The sequence below is a fragment of the Massilia arenae genome (assembly GCF_008014745.1).
GTDB lineage: Bacteria > Pseudomonadota > Gammaproteobacteria > Burkholderiales > Burkholderiaceae_D > Telluria > Telluria arenae.
In genome coordinates, this window is the sequence record NZ_VPFD01000002.1 from 39,703 (window position 1) to 60,699 (window position 20,997).

At 62.2% G+C, this 20,997-nt stretch carries 19 protein-coding genes and 2 pseudogenes; 13 read left to right on the top strand and 8 right to left on the bottom strand.

What is annotated here, in order from left to right:
• Positions 1-57 precede the first annotated feature (57 nt).
• Both FVD38_RS01575 and FVD38_RS01580 read right to left on the bottom strand, forming a co-directional pair.
• Positions 58-1,773: a methyl-accepting chemotaxis protein gene (locus FVD38_RS01575; protein ID WP_147933229.1), complete on the bottom strand. Its 1,716-nt coding sequence runs from the start codon at positions 1,771-1,773 to the stop codon at positions 58-60.
• Between the two features lie 115 nt (positions 1,774-1,888).
• Positions 1,889-2,344, bottom strand: coding sequence for a cache domain-containing protein (locus FVD38_RS01580; RefSeq protein WP_147933230.1), 456 nt, complete (start codon positions 2,342-2,344; stop codon positions 1,889-1,891).
• A gap of 260 nt (positions 2,345-2,604) precedes the next feature.
• Here FVD38_RS01580 and FVD38_RS01585 point away from each other — a divergent pair, with 260 nt between their 5' ends.
• The 7 genes and pseudogenes from FVD38_RS01585 to FVD38_RS01610 all read left to right on the top strand — a co-directional run bounded on the left by FVD38_RS01585 (position 2,605) and on the right by FVD38_RS01610 (position 8,613).
• The gene (locus tag FVD38_RS01585) at positions 2,605-4,599 is read left to right on the top strand and encodes an acyltransferase family protein (protein ID WP_229493348.1); all 1,995 of its coding nucleotides are present in this window, start codon (positions 2,605-2,607) and stop codon (positions 4,597-4,599) included.
• Positions 4,600-4,800: 201 nt separating this feature from the next.
• Positions 4,801-5,211, top strand: a pseudogene (locus FVD38_RS01590) (lysine 2,3-aminomutase); the annotation flags it as partial.
• A 670-nt stretch (positions 5,212-5,881) separates the two neighbouring features.
• Entirely contained in the window at positions 5,882-6,106 is a 225-nt protein-coding gene (locus FVD38_RS01595; protein ID WP_187271451.1) for a recombinase family protein, read from the top strand.
• Between the two features lie 4 nt (positions 6,107-6,110).
• A complete protein-coding gene (locus tag FVD38_RS01600) occupies positions 6,111-6,566 on the top strand; it encodes a hypothetical protein (protein WP_147933232.1) in 456 nt (151 codons plus the stop codon).
• A 146-nt stretch (positions 6,567-6,712) separates the two neighbouring features.
• Positions 6,713-6,865: a hypothetical protein gene (locus FVD38_RS26370; RefSeq protein WP_187271452.1), complete on the top strand. Its 153-nt coding sequence runs from the start codon at positions 6,713-6,715 to the stop codon at positions 6,863-6,865.
• Positions 6,862-7,083, top strand: a complete 222-nt coding sequence (locus tag FVD38_RS01605; protein WP_147933233.1) for a hypothetical protein — start codon at positions 6,862-6,864, stop codon at positions 7,081-7,083. Before FVD38_RS26370 ends, FVD38_RS01605 begins: the two co-directional genes overlap by 4 nt.
• A 150-nt stretch (positions 7,084-7,233) precedes the next feature.
• Complete coding sequence (locus FVD38_RS01610) at positions 7,234-8,613, top strand: hypothetical protein (RefSeq protein ID WP_147933234.1); 1,380 nt, start codon at positions 7,234-7,236, stop codon at positions 8,611-8,613.
• On the opposite strand, the gene FVD38_RS01615 is transcribed toward FVD38_RS01610, so the two are convergent.
• The gene (locus FVD38_RS01615) at positions 8,551-8,973 is read right to left on the bottom strand and encodes a response regulator (protein WP_147933235.1); all 423 of its coding nucleotides are present in this window, start codon (positions 8,971-8,973) and stop codon (positions 8,551-8,553) included. The genes FVD38_RS01610 and FVD38_RS01615 overlap by 63 nt on opposite strands.
• 220 nt (positions 8,974-9,193) lie before the next feature.
• On the opposite strand from FVD38_RS01615, the gene FVD38_RS01620 reads away from it, so the two are divergent.
• On the top strand, positions 9,194-9,757 hold the full coding sequence (locus tag FVD38_RS01620; protein ID WP_147933236.1) for a recombinase family protein: 564 nt from the start codon (positions 9,194-9,196) through the stop codon (positions 9,755-9,757).
• A 589-nt stretch (positions 9,758-10,346) separates the two neighbouring features.
• On the opposite strand, the gene FVD38_RS01625 is transcribed toward FVD38_RS01620, so the two are convergent.
• Positions 10,347-12,020: a recombinase family protein gene (locus FVD38_RS01625; protein ID WP_147933237.1), complete on the bottom strand. Its 1,674-nt coding sequence runs from the start codon at positions 12,018-12,020 to the stop codon at positions 10,347-10,349.
• A gap of 47 nt (positions 12,021-12,067) precedes the next feature.
• On the opposite strand from FVD38_RS01625, the pseudogene FVD38_RS01630 reads away from it, so the two are divergent.
• From FVD38_RS01630 to FVD38_RS01640, 3 genes and pseudogenes are all read left to right on the top strand, one after another.
• Positions 12,068-13,066 (top strand): annotated as a pseudogene (locus tag FVD38_RS01630) (KamA family radical SAM protein); the annotation flags it as partial.
• A 17-nt stretch (positions 13,067-13,083) separates the two neighbouring features.
• On the top strand, positions 13,084-14,346 hold the full coding sequence (locus tag FVD38_RS01635; protein WP_147933238.1) for an MFS transporter: 1,263 nt from the start codon (positions 13,084-13,086) through the stop codon (positions 14,344-14,346).
• Between the two features lie 61 nt (positions 14,347-14,407).
• Positions 14,408-15,724 carry a PQQ-dependent sugar dehydrogenase gene (locus FVD38_RS01640; protein WP_147933239.1) on the top strand — a complete coding sequence of 439 codons (1,317 nt, stop codon included), beginning with the start codon at positions 14,408-14,410 and terminating at the stop codon, positions 15,722-15,724.
• Between the two features lie 7 nt (positions 15,725-15,731).
• Here FVD38_RS01640 and FVD38_RS01645 read toward each other — a convergent pair whose 3' ends face one another.
• Genes FVD38_RS01645 through FVD38_RS01660 form a run of 4 tightly spaced genes read right to left on the bottom strand, consistent with a single transcriptional unit; the run spans position 15,732 to position 19,945 of the window.
• Entirely contained in the window at positions 15,732-16,058 is a 327-nt protein-coding gene (locus tag FVD38_RS01645; protein ID WP_147933240.1) for a hypothetical protein, read from the bottom strand.
• Positions 16,059-16,060: 2 nt separating this feature from the next.
• Positions 16,061-18,583, bottom strand: a complete 2,523-nt coding sequence (gene ctaD / locus FVD38_RS01650) for a cytochrome c oxidase subunit I (protein WP_147933241.1) — start codon at positions 18,581-18,583, stop codon at positions 16,061-16,063.
• The gene (coxB, locus tag FVD38_RS01655; protein WP_147933242.1) at positions 18,580-19,542 is read right to left on the bottom strand and encodes a cytochrome c oxidase subunit II; all 963 of its coding nucleotides are present in this window, start codon (positions 19,540-19,542) and stop codon (positions 18,580-18,582) included. The genes ctaD and coxB overlap by 4 nt, the downstream gene beginning before the upstream one ends.
• A gap of 10 nt (positions 19,543-19,552) precedes the next feature.
• Positions 19,553-19,945 carry a c-type cytochrome gene (locus tag FVD38_RS01660; protein ID WP_147933243.1) on the bottom strand — a complete coding sequence of 131 codons (393 nt, stop codon included), beginning with the start codon at positions 19,943-19,945 and terminating at the stop codon, positions 19,553-19,555.
• A gap of 122 nt (positions 19,946-20,067) precedes the next feature.
• On the opposite strand from FVD38_RS01660, the gene FVD38_RS01665 reads away from it, so the two are divergent.
• Complete coding sequence (locus FVD38_RS01665; RefSeq protein WP_187271453.1) at positions 20,068-20,604, top strand: c-type cytochrome; 537 nt, start codon at positions 20,068-20,070, stop codon at positions 20,602-20,604.
• Positions 20,601-20,963 carry a c-type cytochrome gene (locus tag FVD38_RS01670; protein ID WP_147933245.1) on the top strand — a complete coding sequence of 121 codons (363 nt, stop codon included), beginning with the start codon at positions 20,601-20,603 and terminating at the stop codon, positions 20,961-20,963. Before FVD38_RS01665 ends, FVD38_RS01670 begins: the two co-directional genes overlap by 4 nt.
• The last annotated feature ends 34 nt before the right edge of the window (positions 20,964-20,997 follow it).

The following is a 20,997-nucleotide window of genomic DNA, read 5'->3' on the forward strand; positions in this document are numbered from 1 at the left end:
CACCCGCCAAGGCGCCCGGCGAGGGCGGGTGCGACGTGCCTGCGTAACGATGTGCGCTCAGGCGCGGCGGCGCGTCGGGGCGGCCGGCAGGGCGCGCACCGGACTGCCCCGCATCCCGCTGCCCGATGCGCGCCGTTCGCCCACGCCCTGGAAGCCGGCTTCCGGCGCTTCTTCAACGATCGTCTCCGGTTGCGCTTCGACGCCGGCCACATCGGCGTCCAGACCCGGCGCGATGCGGAAGATCGCCACCGCCTTCGCCAGGTTGACGGTCTGCTCGTGCAGGCTTTCGGCGGCCGCCGCGGCTTGCTCGACCAGGGCCGCGTTCTGCTGCGTCATGCCGTCCATCTGGCCGACCGCGCGATTGACCTCCGCGATGCCGTCGGCCTGCTCGGTGCTGGCGATGCTGATGCGGCCGATGATGTCATTCACCTGGCGCACCGACGACACGATGTCGCCCATGCTGGCGCCGGCCTCGCTGACCGAGGCATTGCCGCGCTCGATGATGTTCACCGAATCGGCGATCAGGCCCTTGATCTCCTTGGCCGCCGCCGCCGAGCGCTGGGCCAGGGTGCGCACCTCGGAGGCCACCACCGCGAAGCCGCGTCCCTGTTCGCCGGCGCGCGCCGCTTCCACCGCCGCGTTCAGGGCCAGGATATTGGTCTGGAACGAGATGCCGTCGATGACGCCGATGATCTCGACGATCTTGCGCGAGCTGGCCTGGATCGATTCCATCGTCGTCACCGCCTGCTGCACCGCCTGGCCGCCGCGCGCCGCCAGCTGCGCCGCCGTCGCCGACAATTCCGAGGCCTGGCGCGCATTGCTGGCATTGTCCTTGACTGCCGTGGTCAGGGTCTCCATGGTGCTGGCGGTCTGCTCGAGCGAGCCGGCCTGCATCTCGGTGCGGGTCGAGAGGTCGAGGTTGCCGCTGGCGATTTCCTGCGACGCCGTGTCGATCGAGCGCACCGCGTTCATCACGCTGTGCAGGGCGGCGTTCAGGCGCGCGATGGTGTGGTCGAGCGCGCGCGCGGTGTCGTCGATCTCGTCGCGGCCTTTCGCCTGTAGCGGCGGCGCGTCGAGCCGACCCTCGGCCAGTTCGCCGACCGTGTGCGCGATCGAGTTGATCCCGGCCAGCATCGAGCGCCGCACCAGCATCGTCACCGCCAGCGACAGCCCGATCGACAGCAGCACCAGGCCGGCCATGCTCAGGCCCAGGCTGCGAAACTCGGCCTTGGCGGCGGCATGGGCATCCTCGCTCATCTTTTTTTCCAACTGGGCCAGGCGCGTCAATTCGGCGTCAAGGGCGACGAACTGCTGCTCGGCCTTCTGCATCGAGTTGGTGGCGATCGACTGGTCGACCGACGCCATCTCGATGGTCTCTCCAACCGCCTTGCGGTAGCTTGCCAGCGCCGCCTGCGAGGCCTCGATCGGCGCGCGCTCTTCCTGCTCGGCGTTTTGCGCGAACTTGCCCAGCTTGTCGCCGATGGCGGCGTGCCTGCGCCCGATGTCGGCCGTCAGCGCAGTCAGTCGGTTCTGGGCGAAGCTGCCGTTGACCCAGGCCAGCAGCTGGTAGGCGTTGGCATGCGCGAAGCGCGCCTCGCCGGCGACGTCGGCCACCGCCTGCAGGCGCGCGGCGCGCACCTGTACCATGTGTTCGAGCGAGGCATTCTGGCGCACCATGCCGTAGTAGGCGGCCGCCGAAAGCATGGTCAGCAGGACGAGCACGAGTCCCGGGGCCAGCAGCAGTTTCTGGCCGATCCGCAGTTTGTTCAGCATGGATTACTCCGTGAGAGGTGGCCATCGCTGGACAGGAGGCGCAGCGAGAATAGCCGTCGTCCCCGCGAAGGCGGGGACCCAAGTTTGCCGGCACCGTGAGAGCGCCAGCCGAAACTCACTTCTTATAGATGCCCGCCTCCAGCACCACGTCGTCGACCAGCAAGATATAGGTCGTCTTCGGCTCGATCTTGCCGGTGGTCGGATTCTTGTACTGGTAATCGACCCAGCCCTTGCCCTTGGCCGCGGCCAGCTCGATGATCTCGCGCCGGTATTTCTTGCCGTTCGCGTCGGGCACGTCGGTCAGGTCCTTGCCGACGATCGACGGGTTGTACGGGTGCGCCAGCACGATGCCGGTCTTGACGTCGCGCAGGTCGACATACAGCGAGCCCTGGACGAAGCTCGGATCCTTGGCATTGATCAGCCTCATCATCTCGGCCTTGCCCTTGGCCTTGATCACGGCGGCGCCGCGCTCGGCCATTGCGATGGCGTCCTTCTCGTTCGGTTCGTTGGCCTGGGCGGCGCTTGCGGCCAGGCCCAGGCACAGGGCGGCAGCGGTAAAGAGCAGTTTCATGGCAGTTCCTTTCAAGTGTTTTCTCGGGCTCATATTGCTTAAGTGCATTGGCAAATGTACCGGGGCGGAAAGGAGACGGATTGCGGCTGCGCAATATCGAGACATGGTAGGGCCGGAACGTTGCGTGCCGGTCTCAGGAGATGCCGAGGACGTCGGGCGCCGCTGTGGGTTGTTGTGAACCCATTGTCGCTTAATCGAACGCGGCAGTAGCCCGGCATGGCTGGCTGGGCTAAAATCCTCTTTTTTCAGAACTTGCAGTAATGAAACTGGAACAAGCCGCCATCTTCGAGGACAGAGTCGAACAGCCCCGTCCAGCCCCCGCCCATCTTCCTTATCGACCCGATATCGATGGCCTGCGTGCGGTCGCCGTGCTGGCGGTGGTGCTGTTCCACGCTTTTCCGACCTGGCTGCGCGGCGGCTTCATCGGGGTCGACGTCTTCTTCGTGATCTCCGGCTTCCTGATCTCCAGCATCCTGTTGCGCGAACTGCGCCAGGACGCGTTCAGTTTCGCCGGCTTTTACGCGCGGCGCGTGCGCCGCATCTTTCCGGCCCTGGTCGTGGTGCTGGCGGCCTGCCTGGCCTTTGGCTGGCTGGCCCTGTTCCCGGACGAATATGCGCAACTGGGCAAGCACGTGGTCGGCGGCGCCGGGTTTGCCGCCAACTTCTTCTACTGGGCCCAGATCGGCTACTTCGATACTGCGGCCGAGACCAAGCCGTTGCTGCACCTGTGGTCGCTCGGGATCGAGGAGCAGTTCTATATCCTGTGGCCGGTGGTGTTGCTGCTGGCCTGGAAGCGGCGTATGAACCTGCTGCTGGTCGCCGTGGCGCTGGGCGTGGTGTCATTTCTCGTCAACGTCGTCGGCGTCATTCACCATCCCAGCGCCACCTTCTATTCGCCGGCCAGCCGCGCCTGGGAAATGCTGCTGGGGGCAGGCCTGGCCTGCGTGCACGCGCGGGCGGCCGCTGGATTGCCCTTGCTCCCCGCGCGTTTCGCGGCGCGGCAGCTGCCGCGGCTGTCGTCTGACCAGCTGGCCTGGACCGGCGTGGTCCTGCTGGGCGCCGGCCTGGCGTCGATCACGCGCGACGATCGCTTCCCCGGATGGCCGGCGCTGCTGCCGGCCGTCGGCGCGCTGCTCATCATCGCCGCCGGCCCCACGGCGTGGTTCAATCGCACGGTGCTGTCGAACCGCCTGATGGTGTGGGTCGGGCTGATCAGTTATCCGCTCTACCTGTGGCATTGGCCGCTGCTGGCCTTCGCCCAGATCATCGAGTCGGGGACGCCGGCACCGGCGATCCGGGCCGGCGTGGTGGCGCTGGCGTTCATGCTGGCCTGGCTGACCTGGCGCGTCGTGGAGCTCCCGCTGCGCGCAGCCAGGGAAAAGACCGTGATCGCCGTCCTGTGCGGGCTGATGCTCGCCTGCGCCGCCACCGGCGGCTACCTGTGGTTCAGGCAAGGCCTGCCCGAGCGCGAGGTGGTCCAGGACAACCTGGCCAACCAACAGGCCCTGGTGGTGTTCGAGGACAAGGCCAAGGCGGCGGCATGCAAGGCGCGCTATGGTTTCGAGTCGATGTATGACTATTGCATCATGTCCGACCCCGCCAGGGACCCGACCGTGGTGCTGCTGGGCGACAGCCATGCCTATCACCTGGTGTACGGCCTGATGAAGTACTACGACGGACTCGGCGACAACCTCCTGAAGCTGGGCACCCGCTATCCCTACTGGGGCATCGAGCCGGGTGACGATCCGTACCAGCAGGCGACCCAGCCGCTGCTCGAGAAAGCACTCGCGATGGACTCGGTGAAAACCGTGCTGATCTCGACCCATGCGCGCTTCAGCGCCGCCCCTGGCGGCAAGGTCGTCATCGAGGCCGCGCGCGAAACCTTCCGCCGCTTCCTGGGCGCGGGCAAGCACGTGATCTTCATCAGCGATGTCCCGACCATCGGTTTCGATCCGCGCGCGTGCATCAAGCGCGCCGGGGTGGCTTCCTCGGCCACGCGCTTTCCGTGCTCCATTACGCGCGAAGAATGGGACACGCAGATCGCGCAGCACAAGGAAGTGCTAGCCGGCCTGGCCCGCGAGTTTCCGCAGGTCGAATGGTTCGATGCGTCCGAGGCACTGTGCGACGAACGTGAGTGCCATGCGATGATCGACGGGCGTCTGATGTACCGCGATAACAATCACTTGAGCCTCGACGGCGACTACCTCGTCAGCCGGCATTTCGCCAAGCGCCCGCCATTCAGTCCAGCGCCATAGAGCGTGGCCGCCTCCTGCCGCGGCAGGGGGCGGCGCTGCCCGGCGTTTTCCGGGACTTGTGCCTTCCTTGTTTTAACTCGGGCGTCCGGCTTGGTTATGTTGATTCACGGCAATTGAGCAGTAGCTCAGTTACCTAAGATGGGTACTTCCCGGCAATTTTTCTTCCCCGCCGGCTTCATCTTTCGTCTCCGGAGAATCGACGTGATCACGACTGCATCGACGCCCTCGAAGTTCAAGCCGTATACGCGCCAGTCCATCGTTACTGCGCGCCAATGGGAATGGCTCACGCCCGAGCTGCAGGAAGCTGTACAGGTGGTGTCCCACGTGCTGCCGTTCCGTACCAATGCCTATGTCATGGATGAGCTGATCGACTGGAAGCGCGTGCCGGACGATCCGATCTATCGCCTGACCTTCCCGCACCGCGACATGCTGCCGGCCCAGGAATACGAGCAGCTGCGCGAGCTGGTGCTGTACAAGAAGGACGATGCCGCGATCGCGCGCCTGGTGCACGACATCCGCATGCGCATGAATCCGCACCCGGCCGGCCAGATGACGCACAACGTGCCGCGCGTGAACGACGCGCCGCTCAAGGGCCTGCAGCACAAGTACAAGTGACGTTGTAAAACGCCCCTTCTTTAAAAGATTCACTCAACCTTGATCTAGCTCAAGCAAAGGCATGAAACACGGTGTGAGACTCGGCCTCATGCCCATGTACCGATCCCCCTTATCAGTCCCCCCGGCTGCTATCCTGGCAGCGGCCCTGGCCCTCTGTGAGATTCATGGTCCGTACTACGCCCGATGCTTCCTTGAAGAGTGCGGCGTAGACAGCAGCGTGATTACGGAACTGCTGGATATAGGCGATAGTCCGGCCTCCTGGCCCATTCCTGGCCTCCACAGAGCTACCTGAAATCCGGCCTCCTGGTAACACCCTCCTACGCTTAGCAAATTGTCCCGCTCCTTCTTCTTTTCGCGTACGGAAATTCACGCTGAACCGCCACCAAACGGCAACCCTTGCCACTGGGAAATGACCCCTGTATTTACGGTAACAGCGAAACAACATTTCCTCACAGAAACCCCACGTTTCCCTACTTTGGCCGATTCGATTATTTTGTAACAGAGGGTTGACTCTGAGTCGAAAGTGTGATTTTGCTTGACAAGCGGAGGCATGTAGTGTACAATGGAAACTAATAGAGTCATGTGTAGTTCCCCGGCGTCTATTCCATCTGTTTCAAATCAAACTTTGAACAAACTAATATCCGATTTCACCTTGGAGGATTCCCCTATGGTATTCAGCAACGCAGCATATCCGGCTTATGGTGGCCGGCTTAGAACTCCCGAGTTCTACGAACAAACCAACCGAATCGTCAATACTTTGCGTGGTCGTGTAACGCTCGCAACCATCGCTCGACATTTGACAAATCAGAAATTCACCACACCCGCAGGTAAGACCTGGACGAAAGATCGTCTTTCCGCTTATCTCAAATCTAACGCTTATAAAGGAAACTAAGATCATGGCAACAAAGTCAGTCCCAGTAACAGAAACGCCCGTAGCAACTTCCCTGGTCGATATCGCTAAGCAGCCTGACAGCATCACCTTGTTCGGATTCTCCCACGATGTCCTCAACGAGATGACCATTCACGCCCGTAACGGCTACCGTCCCTTCGTCGGCGTCAACGTTGAATTCTTCCCACACAACGGCATGATGTCGATTCTCTTGCAACGTGGCGATCCTATGCCGTTGGCCGTCCAACGAGCAGCGGAAACCATCGCCAACGAACAGCGCAAGGAAGCCATCGAGTTCGAGCGTCGCGTACAGGAAGAGGCAGCACGCCGCGTGACAGCCAATGCCCAAGCCGAGCTGGACGCACGCATTGCCGCCGCTGAAGCCGTAGCAGAGGCCCAGGTAGCACGCATCCGTGAAGAAGTCGCAGCAGCACGCCAACGCATCGAAGCAGCAGCCCTGTAATTCCCTGGCCTCCCGGCTTGGGAGCGCATCGCACGCCGACTCCGGCACCGCAGTAAAACAATCGAATCCCGCAGGCCCGTGTACCGGCTCCCCACAGGTAGCTATAGGCACGTCCTGCGCGTTCGCAAACATGAAAGAAACGACAAATGAAACAGACAGAATTGACCGTCCCGCTGTCCGCCGAAGGGTGGAACCGGATTCAAGAAATCATGGAATGCATCCCAGGCTTGCCCCTGGCCCAGCTCATCGAGAAAGCCCTGGTCCTGGCGTGGGCAGCAGACGATACGGAGCTTGCATGATTACCAACCGCACCAGCCGCCCTCTAGGCCGTGTCCCAGGCACCAGCCGCCGCCTCGTCATCGCAGGCGATGGAGTCGAACTAGAACGCTCCCAGGTCTATATGCCTGCCGAAACGTGGGAATCACTTTACCAGCTCGCCAAAGCCCAGCAAACCAGCGGATCGAAAGTCATCGCCCAACTGATCGAGAATGCCGTAAAGGCGTGTCAAGTTAATTGAACATCCTGGACGTTTTACACTCAAGCCGCTTCATAGTGTAATCCGTTCGCCCCTCATAGGGAAAAGATGACCGTTACAATAGTATAGGTTCTTTAAGGAGACTATAGTTATTGATTAACTAACTAATAAATATAAACAAGGAATGAAACAATGCCTGTAGCAGCAATTCAATATCCAACAGATATTGTCAACTATAACAATAACGGTGGTTATCACCGACAGGGGAAACGAGCGTACCGTAACGCTGTGCGAAAGATTACCGATTGCCTCCCCCTCTACCGGGAGGCTCGCCTGTATCACTTGTGCTTTGAAGGCAAGACCCATCCCGAGCACATGAAGATGCTTCACGCTCTCGGCCAGATGGCTACCAGAGCCGGTATCGAGTGCGAGTGGTTCGCAGCCCGTGAGGTAGCAGACGGCACCAAAGCCGATCACCTCCACGTCTTCATGCTGATCGACGCCCACGGCAACAACGTGTGGAAAGTGTTCAACCAGTTCGATGACGGACAGGTAGGCCAGCTCTGCAACGACAAGGGCATCGAGTTCGCCATCTTCAGCCCGAAGGACTTTCAAGGCATCCACGGACGGAACAACTACATGGCGCTGCCGTACCAAGGCCCAGGCAACCGTGAGACAGCCCTAGGCCGTAAGCGACTAGCCGACGCCCTGGTTTGGTTGTCTTACAACTACAAGGCCCGCAGCAAGCCCCAGGACGACAAGAAATGGCAAATCTTCCCAGCGTCCCGCCCAACCCGTAAAGCACCAGCAGCCGCCCAGGAAGCACCAACCGTAACAAACCCTTCCCCCTCGGTCGATCCTTCGACTGGGAAGGCCAATCACACACTCACAGAGAAGGAAACGCAGCATGAAGGAAGCACTACAGAGGGCAATTGCCCAGAAAGCAGCAGCCAAGGCGAAGCCGACAGCAGCCAAGGCGAAGCCGACAGCACCAGCCAAGACCACAGCGGCCTCTACACCGGCCCCAGCAGCAACCCGGAGCTGGGGAGCAGCCGACCCCGGCCACGAATACCGGCACCCAGCGCCAGCGGCCCCAGCACCGAAGCCCAAGCACGGCCTGGACAAGCGCATGGTGGCGCTACTGGCCCAGCAGGCGAAGCCGACCTACCGATAACACACCCCTACATAGACGCCCGGAAAATTCCGGTCGTTGATTCTGACCCAGTACTGACCACAGGAGAAGCCATGACACCAGCAGACCGATACATCGCAGCGAAATACGAAGCTGGCGTAGATGCCAAGCTCGACCTAGACGCCATGAGACGGTTCCTACTGGCCCACGGCATAAGGCGTACACCAGCCCAGGTAGTGCATGAGCTGGACAGCGTGTACGGGTTCTACGAGTACACCAGCCGACACCCAGCGCCAGCGGTGGTAGATGTTACTCAGCTCGACCGGGCTATCGACCGGATGAAGAATGGAGACGTTAAGCGCTTGCCGATCCCATCATCAGTTGACGGTAGGCTTAGATTCGTTAGCGAGCTTGCGTTCGTGCAGCTCAATTGTGGTTAAAAACGCTTCTATCGACACAGGCTTCAGCAGACAGCTATCAAAGCCAGACGATGTTGCCTTGCCCACAAATTCAGGACATTCCGTACCTGTCAGGGCGATAAGTAGACACTTAGCGGTTTCAGGCGCTTGTCGGATTCGTGTTGCAAATTCCAACCCGTGCAGATCATTGAACACTAGCGACGTATAGATAATATCTGGAGACTCGCTCTCTGCCCAGACTAACGCGTCGGCAGGAGACGCGATTGCCTTCGCCTTATGTCCCAGTACGTCGAAGATCATTACGAATATCTCGCACAGGTCTGGATCACGCTCGACAAATAGAATTTTGAGCGGCTTACTGGTAGCGGACTCAGTTTTCATTGTAATCACTCCCCGTGGCTACTGCGTAAGTACACTAAACGCGCATCTGTACATTATATACGGCACAGCTTACTTGCCAAGAATGCACGCCTATCACAAGGGCAGGGTCGAATGATCGTGCTCAGCAGTACGCAAAAAATCTATCAAAGCCATCGTTATCTCTAGAGTCTAGTGATAATATCTCTACATCTAGACTCTCATGATAAAAAGGAAGAACGAAATGACCAAGTATGGGTATGCAAGAACATCGACGGTAGAACAAGTAGCCGGACTGGCAGACCAAGTAGCAAAGCTGAAGGAAGCAGGCTGCACCGATCAGACCATCTACCAAGAACAGATCAGCAGCGTAAAGATGGCTGACCGTGTGGAGTTCGCTAAGGTGCTGGCAAAGCTGGGCAAGGGTGACGTACTGGTGTTCACCAGCCTCTCCCGCGTGGCACGCTCCATGATTCACATGCTGGAAATCGAAGCTACGGTAGCTGCTGCCGGTGCAACCATCCAGATTCTCGATATGGCGATTGATACCAGCACGCCACAAGGACGCCTCACACTGAACCTGTTTGGCTCGATTGCCCAGTTTGAGCGTGAGAACATGCTGGAGCGCCAGAAGGTCGGTATCGCAGCGGCGAAGGCCGAAGGCAAGTACGCCGGACGTGCTCCGACTGCCCAGGCGAAGGCGACGAAGGTGTTAGAGCTGCACCGTAAGGGATTGAACAAGCAAGACATTGCGAAAGCCTGTGGGATTGGCGTTGCCTCGGTCTACCGGATTCTAAAAGCTGCATGAAACGCGATTAGACGGCCCCAGAGCCGTTTTACAGCCAATGTTGATACCAGCCTAGCCAAAACCATCTTGACGCCTCCCAGGACCTTTAAATCGACCCTAGGAGGTATTGTCATTTCGATATTTGAGTTGATATTGACAGGTTTCTGTACCAGTCATAAACCCGGTTGAGCCGTGCTAGACCTCCCCGGATATTATTTCTCCCTGGTAACTCACCTAGACCGACAGGCCCACTCTGAATTTTTCCGTTTTTCAAAATTCGCCCAGGAGAACGTTCCTGGCCGGAACAGGCCATCGGTACGCCTGGAGACTTCCTTCCGGTGCTTCACCCGGATTGTGCGGAAACAACAATGCTTGACAACCGGAAAAATAACCGTTACGATACTGCCCCGAGCGAGCGTTAGCGAGCGAGGGGATATAAGTATACTAAGTACCGAAGGTACAGAACACCTTATTAATTTAGTAATAGTAATATAATAGTAAGAACTTCCCGAGTGAGCGTAAGCGAACGAGGGAAGGGAAGAAAGTAAAATTAAGAGATATGTTCTGTGCCTATGGCACCTTACTGATTATCGCCAATGGCGAATATCTATTATGTGGACTTCGTTATCCGACGAGTTCCGCGTCCGTTCGGTACAGTGAGAGTGCCAACGGCTGAGCCACCGATACCGCCTGTCCGTAGTCGCTTCTTGACGCCAGCGGCAATCGCGTTAGCCTGCTGGAGCTTAGGAGCTTCCCCGACGCCTCCGGTAAGTACCAACCCCTCCGGCATCTCTTCCGGCTCCCATGGCTCGCTCATATCGTTATCGAGCGCTATGTAGCCGATCCGGTTCTTCTCCACAGCAAACATCGCCACCGCCACGTCACGCTGGACCAGCAGGTAGCCTTCAGAAATCCGAACCTGTACGCCCAGGCGATGAAGGAAAGCGTTCACCCTACGCCGGGTAGGCTTGTCCGTTAGGTCGATCCTGGCCCGTATCTCGCTCCAGCTCAACTTCTCGCCCCCGGTAAGCTCTCCGGTCAAGCGTTCAATGTCGGCCTGCAATGCCTTGATACGTCCGCTGCTCTCTATGACCAGATCGTGATAGGTCGGCACAGTAGGATGCAGTTTTAGCTGCTCAGTCCATATCGCCAATTTCTCACGCTCGGTCAACAAGCGTCCCTCCGCTGCCTGTAGCTCTCGATTCAGCTTGTCCGGGTCCGGCATGACCAAGCTAAGGGCGTCCAGGTGCAGCAGCATCGCCATAAGGACATCTTCGCTCTCGTCCAGTCGGACATTCTTGGAACCCTCACACGCCCCGTAGCGACGGTTAGCGCACATCAAGTACCTGAACTTGGTACGTTGGATGATGTGCATGTTACTTCCACAGGCTCCACAGACAACCAGCTTACGCCACACGTTGAAGTCAGCCGACTGCTTCGTAATCTTGCCCGTCTGCCTCACCGTTACCATGTTCTTAGCCGCGTCGAACGTTTCAACGCTCACGACAGCCGGGAAGTAGTCCGGGATCGGCTCTCCGCCGTCCTTTAGCGCCAGCTCACCGATAGCAGCACGGTTCTTCAGGATCGTGAGTACAGCCGTGGTCCCCCAGCGTTTGCCCTTGTTGAAGGTCCGGTAGCCTTCAGCGTTGAGTGTCTGGGATATGGCCGTACTACCCAATCCATCCAGGCACAGCTCAAAAATACGTCCGACTGCGAAGGCGTGTTCGTTCAGATAGTACGTACCAGCTTGCTTGTCTAGTGTCAGCCAGTTCGATACACGGTTCCCGATGTGTCGCTTAGTCTCCCTGGCAAGCCTGAACCGCGTCTCCCATTCGCCCTTACCCAGATCGCTCTTACGGGCGCTCTCCTTATGCGCGTTATCCATGTGCAGGATCGCTTGCAACAGGTCGATAGCCGTGCTGTTATGGTCAAACCGCATTTCAGGCCGTAGCGTGACGACGATGATCCCTAGTCCTACCAGCTCTTGTAGTAGGCCCGAAGCCTGCCACGCATTGAGCCGGGTAAGCCTGTCCAGGCTCTCAAGGATTAGGTAGCTACCGGCCTCGATTTCACCAGCTTTGACCAGTGCAATGAACCGTGCAAGTGCTCCACTCTCAAGATTCGCCCCACTAAAGCCCGATACAGCCTCGTCCTTGAACCGATCAGTGGACAGCGGAATCTTATGTTCCTCACACCACTTTTCAGCGAGTGTCTGTTGTCGGACGATGGACGTTCCAGGACGTTGGGCGTCACTGGAGAAGCGCGAGTAGGAGTAGGCTTTCATAGTGAAACCATTGTAGCAGCGCTGTGATGTTAAAGGGCGTTTTACAGCAGTACAGGTACAAGGAAACCGTGCTGTTCTTCCCCAGCGCCGGCCAGACCTGCCATGCCTACTGCACCTTCTGCTTCCGCTGGCCGCAGTTCGTCGGGATGGAAGAGATGAAGTTCGATGCGCGCGAGTGCGGCGAACTGGTGGCCTACCTCAAGATGCATCCGGACGTGACCGACGTCCTGATCACCGGCGGCGACCCGATGATCATGAATACGCGCTCGCTGGCCGAATTCCTCGAACCCCTGCTGGCGCCCGAGCTGGAACACATCCAGAACATCCGCATCGGCACCAAGTCGGTCGCCTATTGGTCGCAGCGCTTCGTGTCGGACAAGGACAGCGACGACCTGCTGCGCCTGTTCGAGAAGGTGGTGGCGAGCGGGAAGAACCTGGCCATCATGGGCCACTACAACCACGCGGTCGAGCTGCGCGCGCCGATCGCCCAGCAGGCGGTCAAGCGCATCGTGGGCACCGGCGCCACCCTGCGCATGCAAGGCCCGCTGATCCGCCATATCAACGAAGACCCGAAGAGCTGGGCCGAACTGTGGACCACCGGCGTGCGCCTGGGCGCCATCCCCTATTACATGTTCGTCGAGCGCGACACCGGGCCGCGCGACTACTTCTCGTTGCCGCTGGCGCGCGCCCACGAGATCTTCCAGGAGGCCTATTCGATGGTCTCGGGCCTGTCGCGCACCGTGCGCGGGCCGTCGATGAGCGCCTTCCCGGGCAAGGTCGTGATCGACGGGGTGGTGACCATCAATGGCGAAAAGCTGTTCGCGCTGCAGTTCCTGCAGGCGCGCAATCCCGAGTGGGTGCGTCGCCCGTTCTTCGCCAGGTTCGACCCCGACGCGACCTGGCTCGACCACCTCAAGCCCGCGTTCGGGCGCGACCGCTTCTTCTTCGAGATGGAAAGCGGCGGCCCGCTGCGCGGCCCCGGCGGGCGTGTGATCCCGCTGGTCCCGGCCGGCCAGCGCGGCGAAGCGCAACCCGACGCGGCCTGACGCCGGGCGCGGGTCCGATGATGCAGCCAGCCGCCGTGGCTTGCCCGGCACCCCTGCGCCTGTCCGGCGTGGGGGTGTTCTTCTACGTGTTCCTGCCGTTCGCGCTGGGGCACTTCCTGTCTTCGCTGCTACGCAACGTGAACGCGGTGCTGGCCTCGCACCTGGTGGGTGCGCTGGCGCTCACGCCGGGCCAGCTCGGATTATTGACCAGCGCGTTCTTCTTCGCCTTCGCCCTGGTCCAGCTGCCGGTCGGGATGGCGCTGGACCGCTACGGGCCGCGTCGGGTGCAGGTGGCGATGCTGCTGCTGGCTTCCTGCGGTGCGCTGCTGTTCGCGAACTGCAGCGGCTTTTATGGCCTGCTGGCGGCGCGCGCCGTCATGGGCTGCGGCCTGGGCGGCTGCTTCATGGCGGCGGTCAAGGCAATCTCCACCTGGATCGCGCCGAACCGGCTGCCGTCGGTGCACGGCTACCTGATCGCGGTGGGCGGCATGGGCGCCGCCAGCGCCACCATGCCGGTGCGCGCGGTGCTGGAATACACCGACTGGCGCGGCCTGTTCCTCCTGCTGGCGGCGCTGGTGGCCTGTACCGGCCTGCTGATCGCGCTGCTGTACCCCAGGAACGACGGCCCGGCCGCGCAGCGCGGTCCGCTGCTGCCGGCCCTGCGCGAAGTCTGGCGTGCATCGAGTTTTCGTGCTGTGGCCTCGCTGGTGCTGATTCCACATGCGGTGTTTTTCGGCGTGCAGGGTTTATGGATCGGGCGCTGGCTGTCCGACGTGGGACGCTACCCCGAGCCCGCGGTCGCCTATCTGCTCTACCTGGGCATGGCGGCGGTGGTGTTCGGCGCGATCGCGGTCGGCATGATCACCGAATGGGCCGGGCGGCACGGCATGCCGCCGCTCGACGTGGCGGCCGCCGGCATCACCTTCTTCGTGCTGGTGCAGGCCGCCTTCGTGGTCGGTTACCGTCCCAGCTTCGCGATGCTGTCGGTGATGTTCACGCTGGTGGGCACGATCACCGGCATCGAATACGCCATCGTGGCGCAATCGATGCCGCGCGAACTGACGGGACGCGCCGCGACTTTCCTGAACCTCCTGATCTTCATCGGTGCCTTCCTGGTGCAGGCCGGTTTCGGGCTGGTGATCGGTCTGTGGGAGCCCGACCTGCTGGGCCGCGCGCCGCCGGAAGCCTATCGCGCAGCCTTCGCCCTGCTGGTGGCGATCCAGCTGCCCGGCCTGTGGCGTTTCGCGCGCCGGCGCACAGCTGAGCTTTCTCAGCCGTAACGTGCGGTGCGCCATTGTTTGTCAGATACACTTCCCCCATTCGATATTCTTGGGGAAAGCCATGCGCAAACCACTACCGTTCATGTGCGCCGGCGCCGCCATGCTCCTGCTGGCCGCCTGCGGCGACAAATCGACCTTGCCGGCCGGCGCCGACATGGGTTCGCAGCCGACCCTGAAGGAGCCGAACAGGACCCTGATCCCGACCGTCCACATCGCCCCGGCCAAGAGCTGGCCGGCCAATATGACGCCGACCCCGGCGCCCGGCCTGGCGGTGAACGCCTTCGGCACCGCGCTGGATCACCCGCGCTGGATCTACGTGCTCCCGAACGGCGACGTGCTGGTGGCCGAGACCAATGCGCCGCAGCGTCCCGCAAAGAAGGGCATCGGCGACTGGGTGACGGGCAAGGTCATGGCGCGCGCCGGCGCCGGCGTGCCGAGCGCGAACCGTATCAGCCTGCTGCGCGACGCCGATGGCGACGGCGTGGCCGAGATGAAAAGCGTGTTCCTGAAAGACCTGAATTCGCCGTTCGGCATGGCGCTGGTGGGCGACGTGCTGTACGTGGCCAATACCGATGCGGTGGTGCGCTTTCCGTACAAGGAAGGCGTGACCGAGATCCTGGATAAACCGCAGCGGGTGGCGCCACTACCGGGCGGTCCGCTGAACCACCATTGGACCAAGAACATCATCGCCAGCAAGGACGGCAGCAAGCTGTACGCGACCACCGGCTCGAACAGCAACGTCGCCGAGAACGGCATGGACCAGGAACAGGACCGGGCCGCGATCCTGGAGATCGACGTCGCCAGCGGCAAGACGCGCGTGTTCGCATCGGGCCTGCGCAATCCGAACGGCATGGCCTGGCATCCCGAGACCGGTGTGTTGTGGACCGTCGTGAACGAGCGCGACCTGATCGGCAGCGACCTGGTGCCGGACTACCTGACCTCTGTGAAGGATGGCGGCTTCTATGGCTGGCCGTACAGCTACTTCGGCAAGAACGTCGACACGCGCGTCGAGCCGCCGCGTCCCGACCTGGTGGAAAAGGCGATCGTGCCGGATTATGCGCTGGGCGCCCACGTGGCGGCGCTGGGCCTGGCCTTCTACGAGGGCTCGCTGCTGCCGGCGCAGTTCAGGCACGGCGCCATCATCGGCAACCACGGCTCCTGGAACCGCAAGCCGCGTTCGGGCTACAACGTGGTGTTCGTGCCGTTCAAGGATGGCCGGCCGAACGGCAAGCCGGTCGACATGCTGACCGGCTTCGTCAACAAGGATGGCGAGGCCCATGGCCGGCCGGTTGGCGTCGCGGTCGACCACAAGGGCGCGGTGCTGGTTGCCGATGACGTCGGCAACGTGATCTGGCGCGTGGTGCCGGACGCTGGTTGATGCGCCATCAGGCGCATCCGCTCACCAGCAACACCGGCATACCGGTCCACGCGATCGCCACGAAGGCCAGCACCGCGCTGGCCGCCGCCACGTAATCCACGAACTCGGTCGACCCCTGCCGCAGGCGTTTGCCGCCGGCGGCGCCGCTCCATACGCAGATGGCCAGCGCCAGCAGCGTGACGCCGCCCAGCAGCCACGGGTTCGGCCCCTCGGGCCGCCAGGCGCCCGGCGTGCACTGGGCCGCGGCCACGATATAGCTGAAGCCGAAGTGTGCGGCCCAGACCAGGAGGGGAAGCGAGGCGCGCGTGGCGCGCCGGAAGAATCGGTCGTCCATAGTCAATCCATCACCAGCAGCAGGCCGCGGATCACCACCATGGCGGTCAGGCCCTGCAGCGTCACGTAGTGCCAGATCAGCGCGATATTGTCGCGCGTGGCGCGGTTTTCCGGCTTGACCAGGCCGCGCCAGGCGCGCACGCACAAGTAGGGCGCGGCCAGCAGCAGCACGAACAGCATCACGCCCTGGAAGCCGAGCATGATCGAGATCGAGGCGCTCCACGCGTCCTTGGTGCCGTCCAGGTGTACCAGGCGCCAACTGTGCACGTCGAGCAGGAAGGCGCCTGTGGTGCAGGCCAGCGCCGCCAGCGTGGTCCAGGCCATGCCATGGCCCTTCAGGCGGCCGCTGAACCAGACCAGGGCGGAGCCGAGCAGCAGCAGGGCGGCCGCGCCGATGGTGTACGTCCCGTCGGGCAGCGAGGCGCCCGGCGGCGGGCAGATTTCGAGCCGCATCGAGGTGTGGATGTAGGTGTAGGCGAAGGACCAGAAGATCCCGTAGATCACGATCAGCATGATGAAGGTGCCCCACCACGAATGCGAGGCCGCACCAACCGCGCCGATCGGCAGCTTGATGCCGCCGCCGATCGGAGCGTGCGTCATATTGACGCTGCGATCCGACTGCCACAGCCAGCCGATGATGGAAGCGATGGCGATGAAGCCGCAGATGAAGGCCAGCACCATCGCCTTCACGGTCAGCAGCAGGAAGAATCCGGCGGTGCCGGCGGCGCCGATCACGGTCAGCCAGCTGTCGCCGGGCAGGATCATCAGGTAGTTGGGTGTCGCGCTCACCGGGCTGGTGGCGATCGTTTCGCGGCGGCCAGTAACGGTGCCGGGCAGGTAGTGGCGGCCTTCTTCGACTTCCTTCGACAGGGTCGGCTGGTCCCACAGCGGATCGTCGGAGGTGATGATCGGGATGCTGCGGTTGCCGTAGTCTTCGTTGGGAAGCCATTCGAGCGTGGCCGCATTCCACGGATTGCCCGTCTTTTTCTCCGGACGGCGCAGGGTGCGGGTGGCGTCGACGATCATGCCCAGGATGCCGAAGGCGAACATGAAGGCGCCGACGGTCGAGATCATATTGAGCCAGTCCCAGCCCATCTCGTGCGAGTAGGTATACACCCGGCGCGGCATGCCGTACAGGCCCGTGAAGTGCATCGGGAAGAAGGTGATGTTGAAGCCGCCGAACAGCAGCCAGAAGATCGGCTTGGCCCAGCGCTCGGACATCTGGTTGCCGTTCACCAGCGGCATCCAGTAATAGATGGCGGCGAACACCGGGAACACCATGCCGCCGATCAGCACATAGTGCAGGTGGGCCACGATGAAATAGGTGTCGTGCACCTGCCAGTCGAACGGGATCACGGCCACCATCACGCCGGTCAGCCCGCCCAGCACGAAGATGAACATGAAGCCGAGCATAAAGAGAGTAGGAGCATTCAGCTTGATGCGCCCGCTCCATAATGTGGCGATCCAGCCGAACACCTGGATGCCGGTGGGGATCGCGACCGCCATGCTGGCCGCCGAGATCAGGCTCATCTCGAGCACGCCCAGGCCGGCGGTGAACATGTGGTGGGCCCACAGGCCGAAGCTGAAGATGCCCACGCCAACCAGCGCCACCACGATCACGCGCCGTCCCACCAGGCGGTTCTGGGCAATGGTGGGGATCATGGTCGAGATCATGCCGGCCGCCGGCAGGAAGATGATGTAGACCTCGGGGTGGCCGAAGAACCAGAACAGGTGCTGCCAGATCAACGGGTCGCCGCCGCGCTCCGGATCGAAGATCGGCATATTGAAGGCGCGCTCGAGTTCGAGCAGCGCGGTGCCGGCGATCACGGCCGGGAAGGCGATGATGATCATCACGCCCACCACCAGCATCGCCCAGGCGTAGACCGGCATGCGGCGCAGTGTCATGCCCGGCGCGCGGGTGAACAGGATGCCGACGATCAGTTCGATCGCGCCAGCGATCGCCGAGATCTCGATGAAGCCGATCCCCAGCAGCCAGAAGTCGGCGTTCAGGCCGGGCGAATACTTCATGCCGGTCAGCGGCGGATACATGAACCAGCCGCCGTCCGGCGCGAGGCCCCAGAACAGGGTGCAGAAGAAGGCCAGGCCGCCGAAGGCATAGGCCCAGAAGGCGTACGCCGACAAGCGGGGGAAGGGTAGATCGCGCGCCCCCAGCATGTTCGGTAGCAGATAGACCGCGATCGCCTCGACGATCGGGATCGCGAACAGGAACATCATCACGGTGCCATGCATCGTGAAGATCTGGTTATAGGTGCTGGCCGCCACCAGGTCGTTGTCCGGCACCGCCAGCTGCACCCGCATGATCAGGGCCAGGATGCCGGCCAAGATGAAGAACAGGATCGCCGTGCCGATGTACAGCAGGCCGATATTGGTGTTGTTGACCGACTTGAAGAAGCGCCAGCCGCGCGGGGTTTCCCAGACTTCTTCGAGGCGGGTCAGCTCCAGCGGCGGGCGTGGCAGGGGATTGGGTAAAGCGTCGTCGTTCAAGGTAGCGTCGCGCGTCGTCATTTCAGGTGCTCGAGGTAAGTGGCCAGTGCGCGCAGGGTCTCGCCGTCCAGGTCTTGTGAAGGCGGCATGAACACGCCCGGCTTGATGGCTTGCGGGTCGGCGATCCAGCCGGCCAGCGTGCCACGGTGGTTACGCAGGGTGCCGGCCGCGATCTCGCGGCGGCTGCCGACGTGGGTCAGGTCGGGGCCCAGGCGCGAGGTGTCTGCGATCCTCGCTTGCTCGGAGAACGGCGGCACGTCGGTGACGCCGCGGATCGTGTGGCAGGCCTGGCATTGCTGCGCCAGGAAGGCCTCGCGGCCGCGCTGCAGCACCGTGGTATCGGCCGGCAGCGCGGGTTGCGCCTGGCGCGCCAGCCAGGCGTCGAATTCGGGGCGCGGCAGGGCGATCACGTGGAAGGCCATGCGCGCATGCTGCTCGCCGCAGTACTCGGCGCACTGGCCGCGATACACGCCCGCCTTGTCGGCGCGCAGGGTCAGGCCCGTCACGCGGCCCGGGATCATGTCGCGCTTGCCGGCCAGGGCCGGCACCCACAGGCTGTGGATCACGTCGGACGCCGTCATGCCCAGGTAGACCGACTCGCCGACCGGGATGTGGATTTCATTGGCGGTGATGATCTCGCGGTTGGTCGCCGGGTCGCGGTAGCGTACTTCCCACCACCACATCTTGCCGGTGACCGAGATCGTCATCGCGTCGTGCGAAGTCTGCGGCGCCAGCTGCGCGCTGCGCCAGGTGCTCCAGGCGAGGAGGGCGGTGAGCACCATGACCGGGAAGGCGATGCCGGCGCCGAAGATCCAGATGGCGGGCCGGATCGGGCGCGCCTGGCGCCGCATGGCCAGGGTCAGCAAGGCCATCACGAAGACGAAGATCAGCGTGCCGCCGACAAACAGCACCCAGGTGAACTGGTGAATGATGGCGGCATCGGCGCCTGCCGGGTGGAGGACGGATTGCAGGTCGTTCATCGCAGCTCGCTCATTTCAGCGTGTACATGAAGGCGGCCATATGACGCGCATCTTCTTCGGAAATGCCGAGCGCCGGCATCAGCGTGCCGGGCTTGACCGCGGGAGGGTTGCGCAGGAAGCGCACCATGTTCTCGGGCTGGTTCGGGATGCTACCCGCGATATAGCTCAGGCGGCCCATGTATTGCAGCGACGGGCCGGCGTCGCCGTTCGTGCCCTGCACCTCGGGAATGAAATGGCAGGCCGCGCACTGGTATTGCTGGGTCAGCAAGCGGCCGCGCTCGGGATCGCCGCCTTCGACACGGCTGGGCTGGTCCTGGCTGCTGCAAGCGCTCGCCAGCGCCGCGCACAGCAGCAGGGCGCTGGCGCGGAGCAGGGATGGACGGCCGTATTGACAGATATTCATGCGCACGGTTGATTTTTCGTGAAAAGGCTGTGGCTTTTATAATACAAGAAATTAGATGTCATTTTTTTAACTGAACGCCCTAGGTTATGCTATCCAATCGCGCACGACTTATTGTCAAGACCATGGTGCTGACCCTGCTGGGGGCGGGACTGATCGGCGCCGTCATCGGACTGATCGTCCTGCGCGGCGGCTTCTACAACATCGCCGCCACCCAGCAGCACTACCCGCTGATCTATACCGTCTTCGAGGAAGGCTTGCAGTACTCGGTGCAGAACCATGCGCGCGATATCCAGGTGCCCGAGGGACTGGGCGCGCCGGAGCAGCTGCTGCGCGGCGCCGCCGTCTACAAGGCCAACTGCATCCAGTGCCATGGCGGGCCGGGTGTGGCGCCGCTCAAGCAGGGCATGAGCATGCAGCCGGTGCCGGGGCCGCTGGTCGACGCCGACGTCAACTGGGAAACGCGCGAGCTGTACTGGATCACGCGCAATGGCATCAAGATGAGCGGCATGCCGGCCTGGGAATACCACCTGAGCGACAACGATATCTGGGCCGTGGTGGCGTTCGTGTCGTCCATGCCGAACATGACGCAGGAAGATTTTCGCCGCATGACCTCTACCGGGGCAGCGGCGGCAACCGTAACCGAGGGGGAGGCGCCATGACCGCAGCACGCATTCCCGCCATGATGGCGCTGGCCATGCTGGTGGCCGCCTGCGGCCCGACGCGGCCGGCGCCCGGCATCCAGGGCGACCCCGAACGCGGCATGGTCGCGCTGACCCAGTACGCCTGCCATTCCTGCCACGCGGTGCCCAGCATCGCCGGTTCGAAAGTCTATGTCGGCCGTCCGCTCGAGGACATGGCCGAGCGCCGCTACATCGCCGGCAAGGTGCCGAACACCCAGGCTAATCTGGTGCGCTGGATCATGGATCCACAAGCCATCGACCCGGGCAATGCGATGCCGGCCATGGGCGTGAGCGAGCGCGATGCGATCGACATCAGCGCCTATCTACTCAGTCAATAGGCCGATCCTTGGTATCATCCCCGGTTTGATGCGG